11 protein-coding genes are annotated in these 15,443 nt (G+C 60.2%); 8 read left to right on the forward strand and 3 right to left on the reverse strand.

Annotated elements, in window-relative coordinates:
* Positions 1–1,042 (reverse strand): ornithine cyclodeaminase (locus PHW99_RS05625; RefSeq protein ID WP_300174612.1); only part of this gene is annotated, 1,042 nt, incomplete at its 3' end.
* A 135-nt stretch (positions 1,043–1,177) separates the two neighbouring features.
* Between PHW99_RS05625 and PHW99_RS05630 the strand changes: the two genes are divergently transcribed.
* Positions 1,178–1,603, forward strand: a complete 426-nt coding sequence (locus PHW99_RS05630) for an Lrp/AsnC family transcriptional regulator (protein ID WP_300174614.1) — start codon at positions 1,178–1,180, stop codon at positions 1,601–1,603.
* Positions 1,604–1,681: 78 nt separating this feature from the next.
* On the opposite strand, the gene PHW99_RS05635 is transcribed toward PHW99_RS05630, so the two are convergent.
* Entirely contained in the window at positions 1,682–3,532 is a 1,851-nt protein-coding gene (locus tag PHW99_RS05635) for a phosphoenolpyruvate carboxykinase (GTP) (protein WP_300174666.1), read from the reverse strand.
* A gap of 264 nt (positions 3,533–3,796) precedes the next feature.
* Here PHW99_RS05635 and holA point away from each other — a divergent pair, with 264 nt between their 5' ends.
* The gene (gene holA / locus PHW99_RS05640; RefSeq protein ID WP_300174616.1) at positions 3,797–4,879 is read left to right on the forward strand and encodes a DNA polymerase III subunit delta; all 1,083 of its coding nucleotides are present in this window, start codon (positions 3,797–3,799) and stop codon (positions 4,877–4,879) included.
* A 60-nt stretch (positions 4,880–4,939) separates the two neighbouring features.
* The gene (locus tag PHW99_RS05645) at positions 4,940–6,976 is read left to right on the forward strand and encodes a bifunctional 2',3'-cyclic-nucleotide 2'-phosphodiesterase/3'-nucleotidase (protein WP_300174618.1); all 2,037 of its coding nucleotides are present in this window, start codon (positions 4,940–4,942) and stop codon (positions 6,974–6,976) included.
* 37 nt (positions 6,977–7,013) lie between these two features.
* On the opposite strand, the gene PHW99_RS05650 is transcribed toward PHW99_RS05645, so the two are convergent.
* A complete protein-coding gene (locus tag PHW99_RS05650) occupies positions 7,014–7,880 on the reverse strand; it encodes a 2OG-Fe(II) oxygenase (protein WP_300174620.1) in 867 nt (288 codons plus the stop codon).
* 95 nt (positions 7,881–7,975) lie between these two features.
* Between PHW99_RS05650 and PHW99_RS05655 the strand changes: the two genes are divergently transcribed.
* From PHW99_RS05655 to PHW99_RS05675, 5 genes are all read left to right on the forward strand, one after another.
* Positions 7,976–9,331 (forward strand): glutamate-5-semialdehyde dehydrogenase, encoded by a 1,356-nt coding sequence (locus PHW99_RS05655; RefSeq protein WP_300174622.1) that lies wholly within the window; start codon positions 7,976–7,978, stop codon positions 9,329–9,331.
* A 130-nt stretch (positions 9,332–9,461) separates the two neighbouring features.
* Positions 9,462–10,757: a glutamate--cysteine ligase gene (gene gshA, locus PHW99_RS05660; RefSeq protein WP_300174624.1), complete on the forward strand. Its 1,296-nt coding sequence runs from the start codon at positions 9,462–9,464 to the stop codon at positions 10,755–10,757.
* Positions 10,758–10,849: 92 nt separating this feature from the next.
* Positions 10,850–12,718 (forward strand): potassium transporter Kup, encoded by a 1,869-nt coding sequence (locus PHW99_RS05665; RefSeq protein ID WP_300174626.1) that lies wholly within the window; start codon positions 10,850–10,852, stop codon positions 12,716–12,718.
* Between the two features lie 437 nt (positions 12,719–13,155).
* Positions 13,156–14,382, forward strand: coding sequence for a flavin-dependent monooxygenase (locus tag PHW99_RS05670; protein ID WP_300174628.1), 1,227 nt, complete (start codon positions 13,156–13,158; stop codon positions 14,380–14,382).
* Between the two features lie 54 nt (positions 14,383–14,436).
* Positions 14,437–15,429, forward strand: a complete 993-nt coding sequence (locus tag PHW99_RS05675; RefSeq protein WP_300174630.1) for a tripartite tricarboxylate transporter substrate binding protein — start codon at positions 14,437–14,439, stop codon at positions 15,427–15,429.
* Positions 15,430–15,443 lie beyond the last annotated feature (14 nt).

The following is a 15,443-nucleotide window of genomic DNA, read 5'->3' on the forward strand; positions in this document are numbered from 1 at the left end:
TGAGCAACTGGTAAAGGTCTTTCGGATCGGCCAGTTGCGGAATCAGGGCCACGATCGCCCCCTGGTTCAAGGATTGGGCCTGGTCATGCAGGTAGCGCAGGGCCGAGAAGTCTTCCATGGCAAAACCCACCGAGTCGAACAGGGTGACCTGGGCCTCGTCATCGCGGCCGCTTTGCCGGTCGGCCAGCACTTCCCATAGTTCAGTCACGGCGAAGTCCGGCGGCATGTGTTGCAGGTCGCCTTCGAGGCGGGTCTGCGGCTCGAATTCCACAAACACTTTGGCGCGCTGCAACACGTCCGGGTGAATTTCGGTTTTGCCGGGGCAGTCGCCGCCCACACCGTTGATGTGCATGCCGGGCGCCAGCAGATCCGGGGTGATGATGGTGGCGTTGGTTTTGTCGGCGGTGATGGTGGTCACGATATCGGCACCGCGCACCGCCTCGGCCACACTGGTGCAAGTCGTCAGGCGGAGTTGGGTGGTATCCGGGTTGTTGGCCAGGTTGCGCAACAACTTGGCCGTGGCTTGCGGGTCGATGTCGTAGAGGCGAATCTCTTCAATCCCGAGCAGATGGTGAAACGCCAGCGCCTGGAATTCACTTTGTGCGCCATTGCCAATCAGCGCCATCACGCGGCTGTCCGGCCGGGCCAGCACACGCGCCGCCACAGCCGAGGTGGCAGCGGTGCGCAGGGCCGTGGTCAGGGTCAGTTCGCTGATCAGCAGCGGCAAACCGGTCGCCACATCGGCCAGCACGCCAAAAGCCATCACGGTGGACAGCCCCTGGGCGGTGTTTTTCGGGTGGCCATTGACGTATTTGAAGGTGTAGGTGTCGGCGTCGGCAATCGGCATCAGTTCGATCACGCCGTCGGCGGAGTGGCTGGCCACCCGCGGGGCTTTGTCAAAGTGCGGCCAGCGCAAAAAATCCTGCCGGATGTAGGCGGCCATGCCTTGTAAGGTGGTGGCCAGCCCCACGCGCCGGACCATGCCGGCCACATCGTGTGGGCTGAGAAACAGTGTCGGGTGATGGGGAGGGGTGGTGTTCATCGGGTCTCTCCGTAGGCCATGCCATGGTGTTGTTGATTTACCGGAGAGTTTGGCGGACTGTGTTGCCAATCACAATCGGCAACTATGTGCAAAAATCGTCAGATAATTGCCACTTTGACAATGTAAATTGCCGTAATGGATGAAACGGATCAACAACTGCTCTCGCTGCTGCGGCAAGATGCCCGGCTTTCCGTGGCGGCACTGGCCACCAGGTTGAAAGTGTCGCGTGGCACGGTGACCAACCGCATTCGCCGGCTGGAGGATCAGGGGGTGATTGTGGGCTACACCGTGCGCCTGCGCCCGGACGTGCAGCATGACCAGATCACCGCCTGGATGAGCATCGCGGTCGACGGCAACCAGACCCGGGCGGTGATTGCCAGCCTGCTGGGCGAGCCCGGTGTGGCCACGCTGCATGACACCAATGGCCGCTGGGATTTGTTGGCCGAGTTGCGGGCAGAAAGCCTGCAGGAACTGGCCAAGGTGCTGGAACGCATCCGCCTGCTCAAGGGCATCAGCAACACCGAAACCAGCATCCACCTGGAGACATTCCGATTGTCTTAGATGACGCCGTCACGACGCAGCTGTACCGTGGGCGTGAGTGATGCCTGCGGGGACGATGTCCCCGCGCCACCATCACGATCAGACGGCCAAAAGTTTGGCTTCGAAAGCGGCCTTGGTCGTTTGAAGTGATTCAGGCAGGTGATAGGACAACTGTTCAAAATGCGTTTCGTGCAGTTTGAACTCCTGTTCCCAGGCAGCCTTGTCGATGCTGGTGACCGCCTTGAATTGTTCGGTGGTGAAGGGTAAACCAGACCAGTTGATCTCTTCAAACAGGGGGGCAATGCCAAACATGGTGTCGCCACCCCGGGCTTTACCTTCCAGGCGGTCAATCATCCACTTCAGCACACGCATGTTGTCACCGTAGCCGGGCCAGACAAACTTGCCATCCGGCCCCTTGCGGAACCAGTTCACACAGAAGATCTTGGGCAGGGTGTGGCCCATGCTTTCGAGTTTGCGCTCCATGTCCAGCCAGTGCTGGAAGTAGTCACTCATGTTGTAACCGCAGAACGGCAACATGGCAAAGGGATCACGACGCACCACCCCCATCTGGCCGACCGCCGCAGCGGTGGTCTCTGAACCCATGGTGGCAGCCATGTAGACGCCTTCCATCCAGGTACGTGCCTCGGTGACCAGTGGCACAGTGGTGGAGCGGCGGCCACCGAAGATGAAGGCATCAATGGCGACGCCTTCCGGATCATTCCACTGTGGATCAAGTGCCGGGTTGTTTTCTGCCGCAACAGTAAAGCGCGAGTTCGGATGGGCCGCCTTGGCGCCGGTCTGTTTGGCAATCTCAGGTGTCCAGTCGTTGCCTTGCCAGTCCATCAGGTGTGCAGGTACGCCACCACCGTCCTGCTCCATGCCTTCCCACCACACGTCGCCATCATCGGTGAGGGCCACATTCGTGAAAATCACGTTTTTGTCCAGACTGGCCATGCAATTGGGGTTGGTGTGGAAGTTGGTGCCGGGCGCCACGCCAAAGTAACCCGCTTCGGGGTTGATGGCGTACATCTTGCCATCTGCGTGCGGTTTGATCCAGGCAATGTCATCGCCGATGGTGGTGACTTTCCAGCCCTCAAAGCCGCTTGGTGGCACCAACATGGAAAAGTTGGTCTTGCCGCAAGCGCTGGGGAAGGCTGCTGCCAAATGGTATTTTTGACCCTGCGGATTGGTGACCCCCAGGATCAGCATATGTTCCGCCAGCCAGCCTTGATCACGCCCCATCGTGGAGGCAATGCGCAACGCAAAACATTTTTTGCCAAGCAGGGCGTTGCCGCCGTAACCGGAGCCGTGGCTCCAGATTTCCTGGGTCTCCGGGAAGTGGACAATGTACTTGACCTTGTTACAAGGCCATGTCACGTCAGCCTGGCCCGGCTCCAGGGGGGCTCCGACGGTGTGCATGCAGGGCACAAAATGTCCATCCTCACCCAGCACGTCGTAAACCGCCTTTCCCATGCGGGTCATGATTTTCTGATTGACAACCACGTAAGGGCTGTCGGTGAGTTCGATGCCGATGTGTGAGATATGCGATCCCAGCGGTCCCATGCTGAAGGGCACCACATACATGACACGGCCCCTCATGCAGCCGTCAAACAGCGGATGCAATGTGGCGCGCATCTCGGCGGGGGCCATCCAGTTGTTGGTTGGACCGGCGTCTTCCTTTCGCTCGGAGCAGATGAAGGTACGGTCTTCCACGCGAGCCACGTCGCTGGGGTCGGAACAGGCCAGAAAACTGTTGGGTCGTTTGGCTGGATTGAGTTTCTTGAAGGTGCCCGCATCGACCAGCAACTGGCACAGACGGGCGTACTCCTGGTCAGAGCCATCACACCAATAAATGCTGTCAGGTTGGGTCAGTGCTGCCATCTGATGCACCCAAGCGATCAGCTGGGGATGTTTAACGTAACTTGGAATCGTTGATATCTGGCTTTGCATCACGAGTGTGTCCCTCAGTTGATAATGGATGGATTCATTGGTTGGATCAGTCATTACTTCCAGGTGTCGAATGGATGACACAAACACCCTTAGTCCCAAGCCAATTTCAGGCATCTTACCTGTGTTACCTGACGGTTACACGAGGGTGCCCGGATGGCGCGTCGCACAGGCTGGACTCACCAGCCGAGCAAGCCACAGGCGCTCAGGTGCGCGCGCATCCGTCCGATCTTCTTGCCAGTGCCAGATTCCGCATTGCCCGACCTTATGCAACTCAGTCTCAACCAGCTCCAGCCGCACCTCAACAAAGGCCTGAAAAGCCTCTACACCCTGCATGGTGACGAGCCCCTGCTGATCCAGGAGGCCCTGGATGCCATCCGCGCCACGGCCCGCGGGCTCGGGTTTACCGAACGGGTGTCCTACACGGTAGCGGGCGCGCACTTTGACTGGAGCGAGGTGCTGGCGGCCTGCGGGTCCATGAGCCTGTTTGCCGACAAGCAGATGGTGGAGCTGCGCATCCCCAGCGGCAAGCCCGGCAAGGACGGCAGCACCGCACTGCAGCAGCTGGCTGAGCAGGCCCATGGCAACGACACCACCTTGACCCTGGTGATCCTGCCGCGGCTGGACAAAATGACCAAATCCAGCGCCTGGTTTGCTGCGCTGGAGCGTGGCGTCACGCTGGCAGTCGAGCCGGTGGAGCGCGCTGCCCTGCCGCAGTGGATCGCCCAACGTCTGGCCAGCCAGGGGCAACGGGTGGTGGCTGGTGAAGAGGGGCAGCGCACGCTGCAGTTTTTTGCCGATCGGGTGGAGGGCAACCTGCTGGCGGCCCACCAGGAGATCCAGAAACTGGCCCTGTTGCATCCGGCCGGGGAACTCGGCTTTGACCAGATCGAAGCCGCTGTGCTCAACGTCGCCCGCTACGACGTGTTCAAGCTCAGCGAGGCGGTGCTGGCCGGACAGGTCGCGCGGGTGCAGCGTATGCTGGACGGTCTGCAGGCCGAAGGTGAGGCTGAAGTGCTGGTGCATTACACGCTGGCGGAGGACATTCGTGCGCTCAAACGTGTCAAGGACGCCATGGGGCAGGGCAAACCATTGCCGATGGCGCTACGCGAACAGCGGGTCTGGGGCAACAAGGAGCGTCTGTTTGAACGTGTCCTGCCGCGCCTGAGCGAGACGGACCTGACCCAGTTGCTGCACCATGCCCATCTGGTCGACGGTATCGTCAAAGGGCTGAAAGTGCCGGACTGGCCCACCGATGCCTGGCAGGCGCTGGGGCGGTTGGCGGTGATGTTGTGTGCCCGGTGTGTGGCCGGGCCCGCCAAGACCGCTATGGCCAACCGACCGGCCTAGCGGGGTTGTGCCGGTGTTGCAGTAGCATGACTGAATGAATCAGTGAAAGGAAGGCAATCCATGGCAGCTTCTGACAACTCCCCCCACTTGCCCAACTGGCCGCTGGCGCGGGGCCTGGCTGCGGTCCTCGCCGTGCTGGGCTGCGCAGAGACACTGGCCGGTGACTTGGCGGCCAATACCCGAGCCACCTTGGCCGTGCTGGAAACCACCGACCTGCACACCAACGTGCTGAGTTACGACTACTTCAAGCTGGCCGAGGACAAGTCGCTCGGGTTTGAGCGGGTGGCCACGCTGATCAAGGCAGCTCGGGCCGAGTTTCCCAACCATGTGCTGCTGGACAATGGTGATGCCATCCAGGGGACGGCGCTGGCGGACTACCAGGCGCTGGTCAAGCCGCTGGCCTGTGATGAGACACTGGCCATGTACAAGGTCATGAACCAGGCCGGTTATGACGGCGCGGGCATTGGCAACCACGAATTCAACTACGGACTGGCCTACCTGAACCAGATCACGGGTAGCCGTTTTGATGTGGATGGAGTCGAGGTCGGAGCCAAACCCTGTGCCGGCCCCAATTTCCCGCTGGTGCTGGCCAATGTGTACAGCGCCAAGACCCGGGCGCCGCTGTTTGCGCCGTACCGGATCATCAGCAAGACCATCAGCGCCACCACGCCTGATGGTCGCAGTGTGAGCGTTCCGCTGAGGATTGGCATCATCGGTTTTGCGCCAACCGCCATCCTGGCCTGGGACAAACGCTGGCTCGATGGCAAGGTCTATGTGGAAGGTGCGGTGGAAGCGGCGCGCCAATATGTGCCCGAAATGCGTCGCCAGGGGGCTGATCTGGTGGTGGCACTGGCGCATGGGGGCATCGACAGCGTCAACTACGCCCCGGCGATGGAAAGCCCCAATGCGCACCTGGCGCAGGTACCGGGTATTGACGCCATGCTGATGGGCCACACCCACCAGGTGTTTCCCGATGCGGCCAGCAAGGTCGCGGCGTTCAGTCAGGCCGGGGTCGACAAGGTCAAAGGCACGGTCAACGGTACGCCCGCGGTGATGGCCAGCTACTGGGGCAAACACCTGGGCGTGATCCAGCTGCAACTCGTCTACAACGGCCAGCAGTGGACGGTGGACCGCAGTGCCACCCAGGTGCAGGCTCGTCCGATCCAGAACGCCGACAAAACCTATGTGGCGGCAGACCCGAGCGTGGCCGCGGCCGTTGCCGCCGAGCATGCGGCCACCATCGCCTATGTCAAAACGCCGATTGGCAGCACCAACTTTCGCCTGAGTAGCTACTTTGCCGACGTGGGTGACGTGTCAGCCATCGAGATCGTGAACCAGGCACAAGCCCAATACGTGGCCGACTATGTGGCGGCCAATCTGCCGCAGTATGCGCAGCTGCCAGTGTTGTCGGTGAGTGCGCCGTTCAAGAGTGGTTTTGCCGGTGGCCGTGACTTCACCGATGTGGCGCTGGGTGACGTGGCCATCAACAACGCGGCTGACCTGTACCTCTACCCCAATACCGTGCATGCCGTGCGAGTGCAGGGCCGTGACATCCAGAACTGGCTGGAGACGGCAGCCAGGCGTTTCAACCAGATTGACCCGGCCAAGTCCACCGACCAGCTGCTGATCAGCACCTTTCCCGGCTACAACTTTGACGTGTTCAGCTCGCCCGACATCCGCTACGAGATCGACGTGACCCAGCCGCTGGGCAGCCGCATCAAACACCTGAGTTACAAAGGTGCGGCCATTGACCCGCAGGCCTATTTCATCATCGCCACCAACAACTACCGCGCCAGCGGCGGCGGCAGTTTTCCAGGGCTGGATGGCAGCAAGACCATCTACGCCTCACCCGACGCCAATCGCGATGTGCTGATCAACCACATCAAGGCCACCAAGACCCTGACGCTGGCCAAGAACGGCTCAGACCGAAGCTGGCGTTTTACCAAGGTGGCGACGGCCGGGCGGGTGATCTTCAAGTCCGCACCCGGCCAATTGGCACTGGCCACCGCCGTGGGGCTGGACAACATCACTGCCATCAACAACGACGATGGCAGTGGCAAAGCCCTGGCGGACTACGCGATTGACCTGTCCAGGTGAAGCGTGCCCCCAACCAGGTGCGGGGCCGGTGCGCGGATCACGGGTTGTAGCGCTGCTGGCGCATCCACTTGGTGGCGATCCATTTCTCGCCAGCCACCACCGGCACGCCGCTGTGTAAGGACAGCGGGTCCACCTGCCCCAGGCTGTTGCAGTATTCAAAATAGGCGGCTGAGCCCTTTTTGGGGGTGACCGACAGCTGCACCGATGGAAAGGTGGTTTCGCCGCCTTCCTGCACATCGTTGAGGTACATCACCAGGGTGCTGACGCGCTGGCCGCCCTTGGCCAGATGGGGCAGGCTGCCTGGGTCCTCGGGCGGGAAGTAGTCAAAGTGGGCCTTGTATTCGGCGCCGACGGGATAGTGCAGGATCTGGATGCCTTCGCCATTCTCCACCGGCCAGTGCATCAGCTCGGCAATACGGCGGTCCAGCCGGGTGATGAAATCGTTCTCGTTGAGGTAAAAAAACGTGCCATAACTGCTGCGCGCATCAATCACTTTTTCCTGGCCGCTGGCCGGGTCCACAATGGCCGAGCGTTTGAGCTTGAGCCGCGCCAGCTCGACCAGCTGGTCACATTCGTCCGGTGACATGAAGTCGTCCAGCACCGCGATCACCGGCCGGGCCAGACGCATGGTGACATGGACATCACGATCCTGGGTGTGGATCACATTGCCACTCTGGGGCAGGCGGGGGGACTCATAAACATAGGCCTGCGGCGTGGGCGGTGTCGCGGGCGTGACGCCGGCTGTGCCCCGGGTCAGCGCCTGCTGGAGCTCAGCGGTGGCCAGTGATGGGGAGATGCCTGTTTCGACCATGGTGTCCAGCAGCGAGGCCTGGCTGCAACCACGCGCCAGGTTTTCGTCCAGCCAGGCGCGCCATTGTGGCGACAAAGCGCTAGGGTTGTTCATCAAAATCCTCCTGTCGACAGTTTACGCGTTGACCGTGGCACGGCCCGCCATGGGCCTGGGGGCGGGTATTCCCTTGGTCGTGCCAAAATGCCTGGATGAATGCTCTTAACCTCACTGACTACACCCACACCCTGGGTTTACAGGCAAAACAGGCCTCAGCCCGGATGGCCAAAGCGCCGGCAGCTATCAAAAACGCAGCGCTCAAGCGACTGGCCGATCTGCTGCGCGCCAATGTGGCGGCGTTGCAGGTCGACAATGCCAAAGACATTGAACGCGCCGTGGCCGCAGGACTGGCCGCACCGATGGTGGACCGGCTCAAGCTCACACCCAAAGTGATCGAGACCTGCGCCCAGGGCTGCGAACAACTGGCGGCCATGGCTGATGTGATTGGCGAAATCATCGGCATGAAAGAGCAGCCCAGCGGCATCCGCGTGGGCCAGATGCGTGTGCCCATTGGGGTCTTCGGCATGATTTTCGAGAGCCGTCCGAACGTGACGATCGAGGCCGCCAGCCTGTCCATCAAGAGTGGCAATGCCTGCATCCTGCGTGGCGGCTCCGAAGCGATTGACTCCAACAAGGCGCTGGCCAGACTGGTGCAGCAGGCGCTGGTTGACAGCGGTTTGCCCGAGCATGCGGTGCAGCTGGTGCAAACCACCGACCGCGAGGTGGTGGGCCAATTGATCGCCATGCCGCAGTTTGTGGATGTGATCATCCCGCGCGGCGGCAAGGGGTTGATCGAGCGCATCAGCCGCGAGGCTAAGGTGCCGGTCATCAAACACCTGGACGGCAACTGCCACACCTATGTGGATGACCCGTGCGACATCGCGATGGCGGTCAAGGTGGCCGACAACGCCAAAACCAGCAAATACAGCCCGTGCAACGCCACCGAAAGCCTGCTGGTGGCGCGTGGTGTGGCGCCAGAGTTTTTGCCCCGAATCGGCCAGATTTACGCCGACAAGGGGGTGGAGATGCGCTGCGACGCCGAGGCCCTGGCCTTGTTGCAGACTTATCAGGAAAACAGGCCACCAGCCCAGGTAAATAAAGCGGATTCAGCTATAAATAATGCAGCAAATCACGGGGCGGCCGCTGACCTCAAGCTGGTGCTGGCTCAGGCGTCGGACTGGTTTGAGGAATACCTGGCGCCGATCATCAGCATCAAGATCGTGGCCGGGGTGGACGAGGCCATCACCCACATCAACCAGTACAGCAGCCACCACACCGATGCCATCCTGACGCGCGACCACATGCACGCCCAGGCGTTCCTGCGCGAGGTGGATTCGGCCAGCGTCATGGTCAATACCAGCACGCGTTTTGCCGACGGGTTTGAGTACGGCCTGGGGGCCGAAATCGGCATCAGCACCGATAAGTTCCACGCCCGCGGTCCGGTGGGGATCGAAGGACTGACCTCGCTGAAATATGTGGTGCTCGGCCAGGGTGAAGTGCGTGCCTGAATTTCCCCTGAGGGAGCGCCATGAAAGCGGGTTTTCCTCCCCAAGAGGCACGTGGCCGCCAGGCTGCGGCCGGCTGGGGCGGCTGGCCGCCACGTCCTAGAATCAAAGCCACTACTTCGCAAGGGTTACCATGGTTCCGCACCTTATCACTGCCCTGACGGGGCCCATCAACGAGCTGGAGCAGCGTGTGCTGGATTCCATGCCGGCCATCGAGCGCTGGTTCCGGCTGGAATGGATGGAGCACACCCCGCCGTTTTACAGCTCGGTGGACATCCGCAACGCCGGCTTCAAGCTGTCTCCGGTGGACACCAATCTGTACCCGTCCGGCTGGAACAACCTGACCCCCGAAATGCTTCCGCTGGCGGTGCAGGCCGCCATGGCTGCCATCGAAAAAATCTGCCCGGAAGCGCGCAATCTGCTGGTGATCCCGGAGAACGGCAAACACAGCAGTTTTTACCTGGCCAATCTGGCCCAGTTGCAGCACATCTTCAACATGGCCGGCCTGAATGTGCGCCTGGGCTCGATTGACCCTGCCGTCAAGAAGACCACCACGGTTGAACTGCACAACGGTGACCACGTGACCCTGGAGCCGGTCATTCGGGGCAAGCGCCGCCTGGGTCTGAAGGATTTTGACCCCTGCACCATCTTGCTCAACAACGATCTGAGTGCGGGCGTGCCCGGCATTCTGGAAGAGATTTACGAGCAGTACCTGATGCCGCCGTTACACGCTGGCTGGCCGACCCGGCGCAAGAGCATTCATTTCAAATGTTATGAAGAGGTGGCCAAGCGGCTGGGCAAACTGATGGGGGTGGACCCCTGGCTGATCAATCCGCTGTTTGACAAATGTGAGGATGTCAATCTGGGGCAGGACCAGGGCATGGATTGCCTGAACAGCCAGGTGGACGCGGTGTTGACCCGGGTGCGGCGCAAATACAAGGAATACGGCATCAAGGAAAAGCCGTTTGTGGTGGTCAAGGCAGACCATGGCACGCATGAACTGGGCATCGTCACCGTGCGTGATGCCAAGGACATGCAGGCCCTGTGTGACCGGGTCCAAACCCTGACCAAGGGCCGCAAGTCACCGGTCCTGCCGCATGATTTCCTGGTGCAGGAAGGTGTGTTGACGCAGGAGCGGGTCAACGACGCCGTGGCCGAGCCGGTGATCTACACCATGGACCGTTATGTGGTGGGGGGCTTTTACCGGGTCCATGCCGGACGCGGCGTGGATGAAAACCTCAACGCACCGGGCTCTGACTATGTGCCGCTGGCTTTTGAGCACAGCGCCCAGTTGCCCCAGCCGGGCGTGAAGCCCGGTGCCAGTGTGCCCAACCGGTTTTACATGTACGGCGTGGTGGGGCGGCTGGCCATGCTGGCGGCCAGTTACGAGCTGGAGGCCACCGATCCGGAGGCCGAGAGCTACGATTAAGCCGGCAGCCGGCCGGTGGCAGCTGCTTTCTGACGCAAAATAGCGTTCCCTCATGACATGGAGTCCGGCCCGCAGGATGGCCGGGTGACTGCTTGGCAACCTCTCAAACGTCTCTGCGTGCGCTCACACTGGGCGCCATCGGTGTGGTGTACGGCGACATTGGCACCAGCGTGCTGTATGCTGTCAAAGAGGTCTTTGGCTCAGGCCATGTGCCGTTTACCCATGACAATGTGCTGGGTATCCTGTCCATCTTTTTCTGGACACTCACCGTCATCATTTCGCTCAAATACGTCTCCTTGGTGCTGCGTGCCGATAACAATGGCGAGGGGGGGCTGGTGGCCATGCTGGCGCTGGCTTCGCAGTCGGTCAAGGACAAACCCGCCTTGCGCAAGGGGCTGCTGCTGGTCGGTATTTTTGGGACCTGCCTGTTTTATGGCGACGGGGTGATCACGCCGGCGATCTCGGTGCTGTCGGCGGTGGAGGGGTTGGAGGTGGTCTCGCCAGCCTTCAAGAAGGCGGTGATTCCGCTCACCTTGGTGATCCTGTTTGGCCTGTTTGCGGTGCAAAAGCGCGGTACGGCGGACATCGGCAGGTTTTTCGGTCCGATCACTCTGATGTGGTTTGCGGCGATTGCCGTGCTGGGGGTGTCGCATATTGTGCACACCCCTGAGGTGTTGTGGGCGTTGAGCCCCCACTACGCCCTGGGCTTCATGTGGGCCAATCCGGGGACGACCTTCATCATCTTGGGCGCGGTGGTGTTGTGCGTGACCGGTGGTGAAGCGCTGTATGCCGACATGGGGCATTTCGGCAAGAAGCCGATCCGGCTGGCCTGGTTCTGTGTGGTGATGCCGGCCCTCACGCTCAACTACTTTGGCCAGGGCGCGCTGTTGCTGGCCAACCCGGCGGCGGTGAAAAATCCATTTTTCATGATGACACCAGGCTGGGCGCTGTTGCCGCTGGTCGGGTTGGCTACGCTGGCCACCGTGATTGCTTCACAGGCGCTGATCACCGGTGCCTTTTCGGTGACCAAACAGGTGATTCAGCTGGGTTATTTGCCACGGTTCCAGATCTGGCACACCAGCGTCAAGGAAACCGGCCAGATCTTCATGCCCTTTGTGAACTGGGGTCTGTTTGTGGCCATTGTGCTGGCGGTCATGTTGTTCAAGTCATCAAGCAACCTGGCGGCGGCCTACGGCATTGCCGTGACGCTGGACATGCTGATCACCACCGTGCTGACGTTTTTCGTGATCCGTTACGCCTGGCGTTATCCCTTGGCCCTGTGCCTGGGGGCGACGGGCACTTTCTTCTTGGTGGACCTGGCGTTTTTTACCTCCAATCTGATCAAGCTGGTGGACGGAGGCTGGTTCCCGCTGCTGATCGCTGGTGGTGTGTTTACCCTGATGCTGACCTGGAAAGACGGGCGGCGCCTGATGAACGCCAAGCTCAAGGCTGAGGCGATTGACCTCAACAGTTTTTTGGAAGCGGTGTTCATCAGCCCGCCAGTGCGGGTGGCGGGCACTGCGGTTTTCCTGACCGCCGAACCTGGCACCGTGCCCAATGCCATGCTGCATAACCTCAAGCACAACAAGGTGCTGCACGACATCAATTTGTTTGTCACGGTGCGCAACCATGAGGTGCCCTGGATTGGCATGGACAAGCGCCTGAGCATTGAGTCGTTGGGGCATGATTGCTGGCAGGTGGTGGTCAACTATGGCTTCAAGAACGACCCGGATTTGCCCAAGGCCTTGCAGCAGATGAAGGGGCGTGGCTGCGAGCTCGACGCCATGACCACCAGTTATTTCCTGTCCCGCGACTCCGTGGTGCCCACCTTGGGCAGTGGCATGGCCCAGTGGCGCGAAAAACTCTTCGCCCAGATGCACCTCAACGCCAGCGGTGCCGCCGATTTCCTGAACCTGCCGAGCAACTCGGTGGTGGAGTTGGGTAGCAAGATCGAAATCTGAGGCGTTGCGGCTGCGCGGACGCCCATTCCGCCAGCGCCTCGTGTCTGGGGTGGGTGCGGCAGATGGCGGCTTGTCTTTTTTCAAATCTCAAATGGATATGTTCGTCTATGGGGAACACCCTAGTATTGGGTAAATTTTGCTCAAAACCTCCTGAAAATGGATCGAGCCTTCTTATTTCGAGATGCCTCCAATCTCTTTTTTGATCTTTCTTTGATGTAGATCAAACGCTCTAATCAGGGCTGGCATGTCACCCGCAGCTTGACAAGACATCACGAGGAGAGGTGGGTGTGCCAAAAAGTCGTTGACGGGGTTGGGGTGACCATATCAGCCCCGGCATCCAAAACAGCGTTGTTGCCATGTTGCCGGCCATCCATGTGATCTGTGCAGCTTCAAGCTCAACGTCCTCCGATTATTTGAAACTGCATGCGAGGTAAGAAATGGTTAGCGATAAGGTCAATGATTTTTTGCGTGGTGACTTCAGCAAGTCTCCTTATGTTCAGCGTGCGCACGATTTGTTGCCAGTGCTCAAGGCGCGCGGCAAGGCGCAGTGGCAGGTTCCGCGGGTGTTTGATGAAACCATCGCGGATTTACAGGATGCCGGTTTTTTCCAGATGTTGCAGCCGCGCCGCTGGGGTGGTGGTGAAACGACGCCGATTGAATCGTTTGAGGTGGCTTCCATCCTGGCCCAGGCCGATGCTTCTGTCGCCTGGGTTCTGGGGGTTGTGGGTATCCATGCTTATCACCTGGCGTTTTTTGATGACCGGGCCCAAGAGGAAGTCTGGGGAGAAAACACCAAAACCCTGATCAGTTCGCCTTACATGCCCGGCAAGGCGGTTCGTGTGCCGGGCGGGTTTCGTCTGACGGGGCGTTATTCATTTTCGAGTGGTGGGGAGCATTGCGCCTGGACCTTTCTGGGGGCCAACGTCGAGGGTGAGGAGAACTCGGGTGCAGCCAAGATGTCGGGCTTACCAACTTACACCTTCCTGCTGCCGCGTGCCGACTATGACATCGTGCCGAATTGGAGCGTCCACGGATTGCGCGCCACCGGTAGCAACGACATCGTTGTGAAGGACATGTTTGTGCCTGAATACCGGACCCTGAAATGGGAGCAGGTGCTGACCGGCAGCGCCCCCGGTCTGGAAAAAAACGACGGTTTGCTCTACCGCCTGCCGTTCTTCCAGATTTTCTCGCGGGCGACCCAAGCGCCCAGCGCTCTGGGGGCGCTCAAGGGCATGGTGCAAGCTTTTGTCGATTTCAATGCGGGCAAGGTGTCGCGCCACGGTATTCATATGGGGCAAAACCAGGCCGCCACACTGGTGGTCGCAGAGAGTCTGTCGCATATTGAAGAGATGAAGAGCCAGGTCTACAAGAATTACGCCCGGGTGATTGCTGAGGTCGAGGGGGGGCCGATGGTTTCGATGGATGACCGGCGGATGTTCCGTTTTCAGAGTTCACAGATTCCACCGCGCTGCGCGCTGCACGCGAACAACATCTATCGTCTGACCGGTGGGAGCGCGATCTACGAAAGCAACGAATTCGGCCGTTACCTGAATGACCTGATGGCCATTCAGACCCATCAGCTCAATAACTACCAGACGCACGCCACTGCCTGGGCCGGAACCCTGTTGGGCGACGAGAACGCCGCAAAGAACTACCACGCTTGAAAACGGCAAAGACCGCTGTTCAGTCATCACCATTACTATTACCAGGAGACATTCATGCAAGTTACCAAACGACAGACATGCGCCTTGTTGGCCGGCGCACTGTTTTTTGCCAGCCAGGCGGCGCTGGCACAGGGGGCCAGTTATCCCAGTCATCCGATCCGTTTGATCGTGCCCTACGCCGCAGGCGGGGGCACGGACATCCTGGCACGGCAACTGGCCAAAAAAACCGGCGATTACCTTGGCCAGACCATCATTATTGACAACAAGCCGGGTGCCGGAACCGTGTTGGGTGCCAGTGAGGCCGCCAAGGCAGCACCGGATGGCTATACCCTGCTGTGGGGTGACAACGCGACCTTTGCACTGAATCCCCACACCTACAAGAAGTTGCCCTATGACCCGTTGAGCAGTTTTTCCCCGGTGACATTGACCGTCAGAGGCTCTCTGGTGCTGATGGTTTCCCCTGCCCTTGGGGTCAAAAATGTCAATGAACTGATCACCTACGCCAAGAGCCACCCAGGCAAGCTGTCGTATGGGACGCCTGGCAGTGGCACGCCCCACCATCTGGCGATGGAAGCCTTCAAGTTGAGCGCAGGCGGGATTGCCCTGCAGCATATCCCGTACAAGGGTGAGGCGCCCGCGCTGCAGGACCTGATCGGGGGCAGTGTTCAGGTCATGTTTGCTGGCGCACGGATCGCCAAGCCCCAGGCTGACAGTGGTAAGGTTTCTGTCATTGCGGTGGCCGGCGCCAAGCGTAATCCGGCCATGCCGAATGTGCCAACAGTGGCTGAGGGTGGGCTGAAAGGGTATGCCTCTGAATATTGGCATGGCATCGTGGCACCTGCCAAAACATCGCCTGAGATCATCGCCAGGCTCAATACGGCTTTTGTCAAGGCGCTGAACGCACCGGAGTTGGCGGCATGGATGGCCAACGCCGGTTCGGGGGCTGAGTGGACCGGCAGCACCCCTGCAGAGATGCAGGCGCACATCGGCAGGGAACTGAAAAGCTCGGGCGAACTCGTGAAAAGTATTGGCCTGAGCATGGACTGAGGTGGCAACACGTT

The sequence above is a fragment of the Rhodoferax sp. genome, from assembly GCF_028689305.1.
Classification (GTDB): domain Bacteria; phylum Pseudomonadota; class Gammaproteobacteria; order Burkholderiales; family Burkholderiaceae_C; genus Rhodoferax.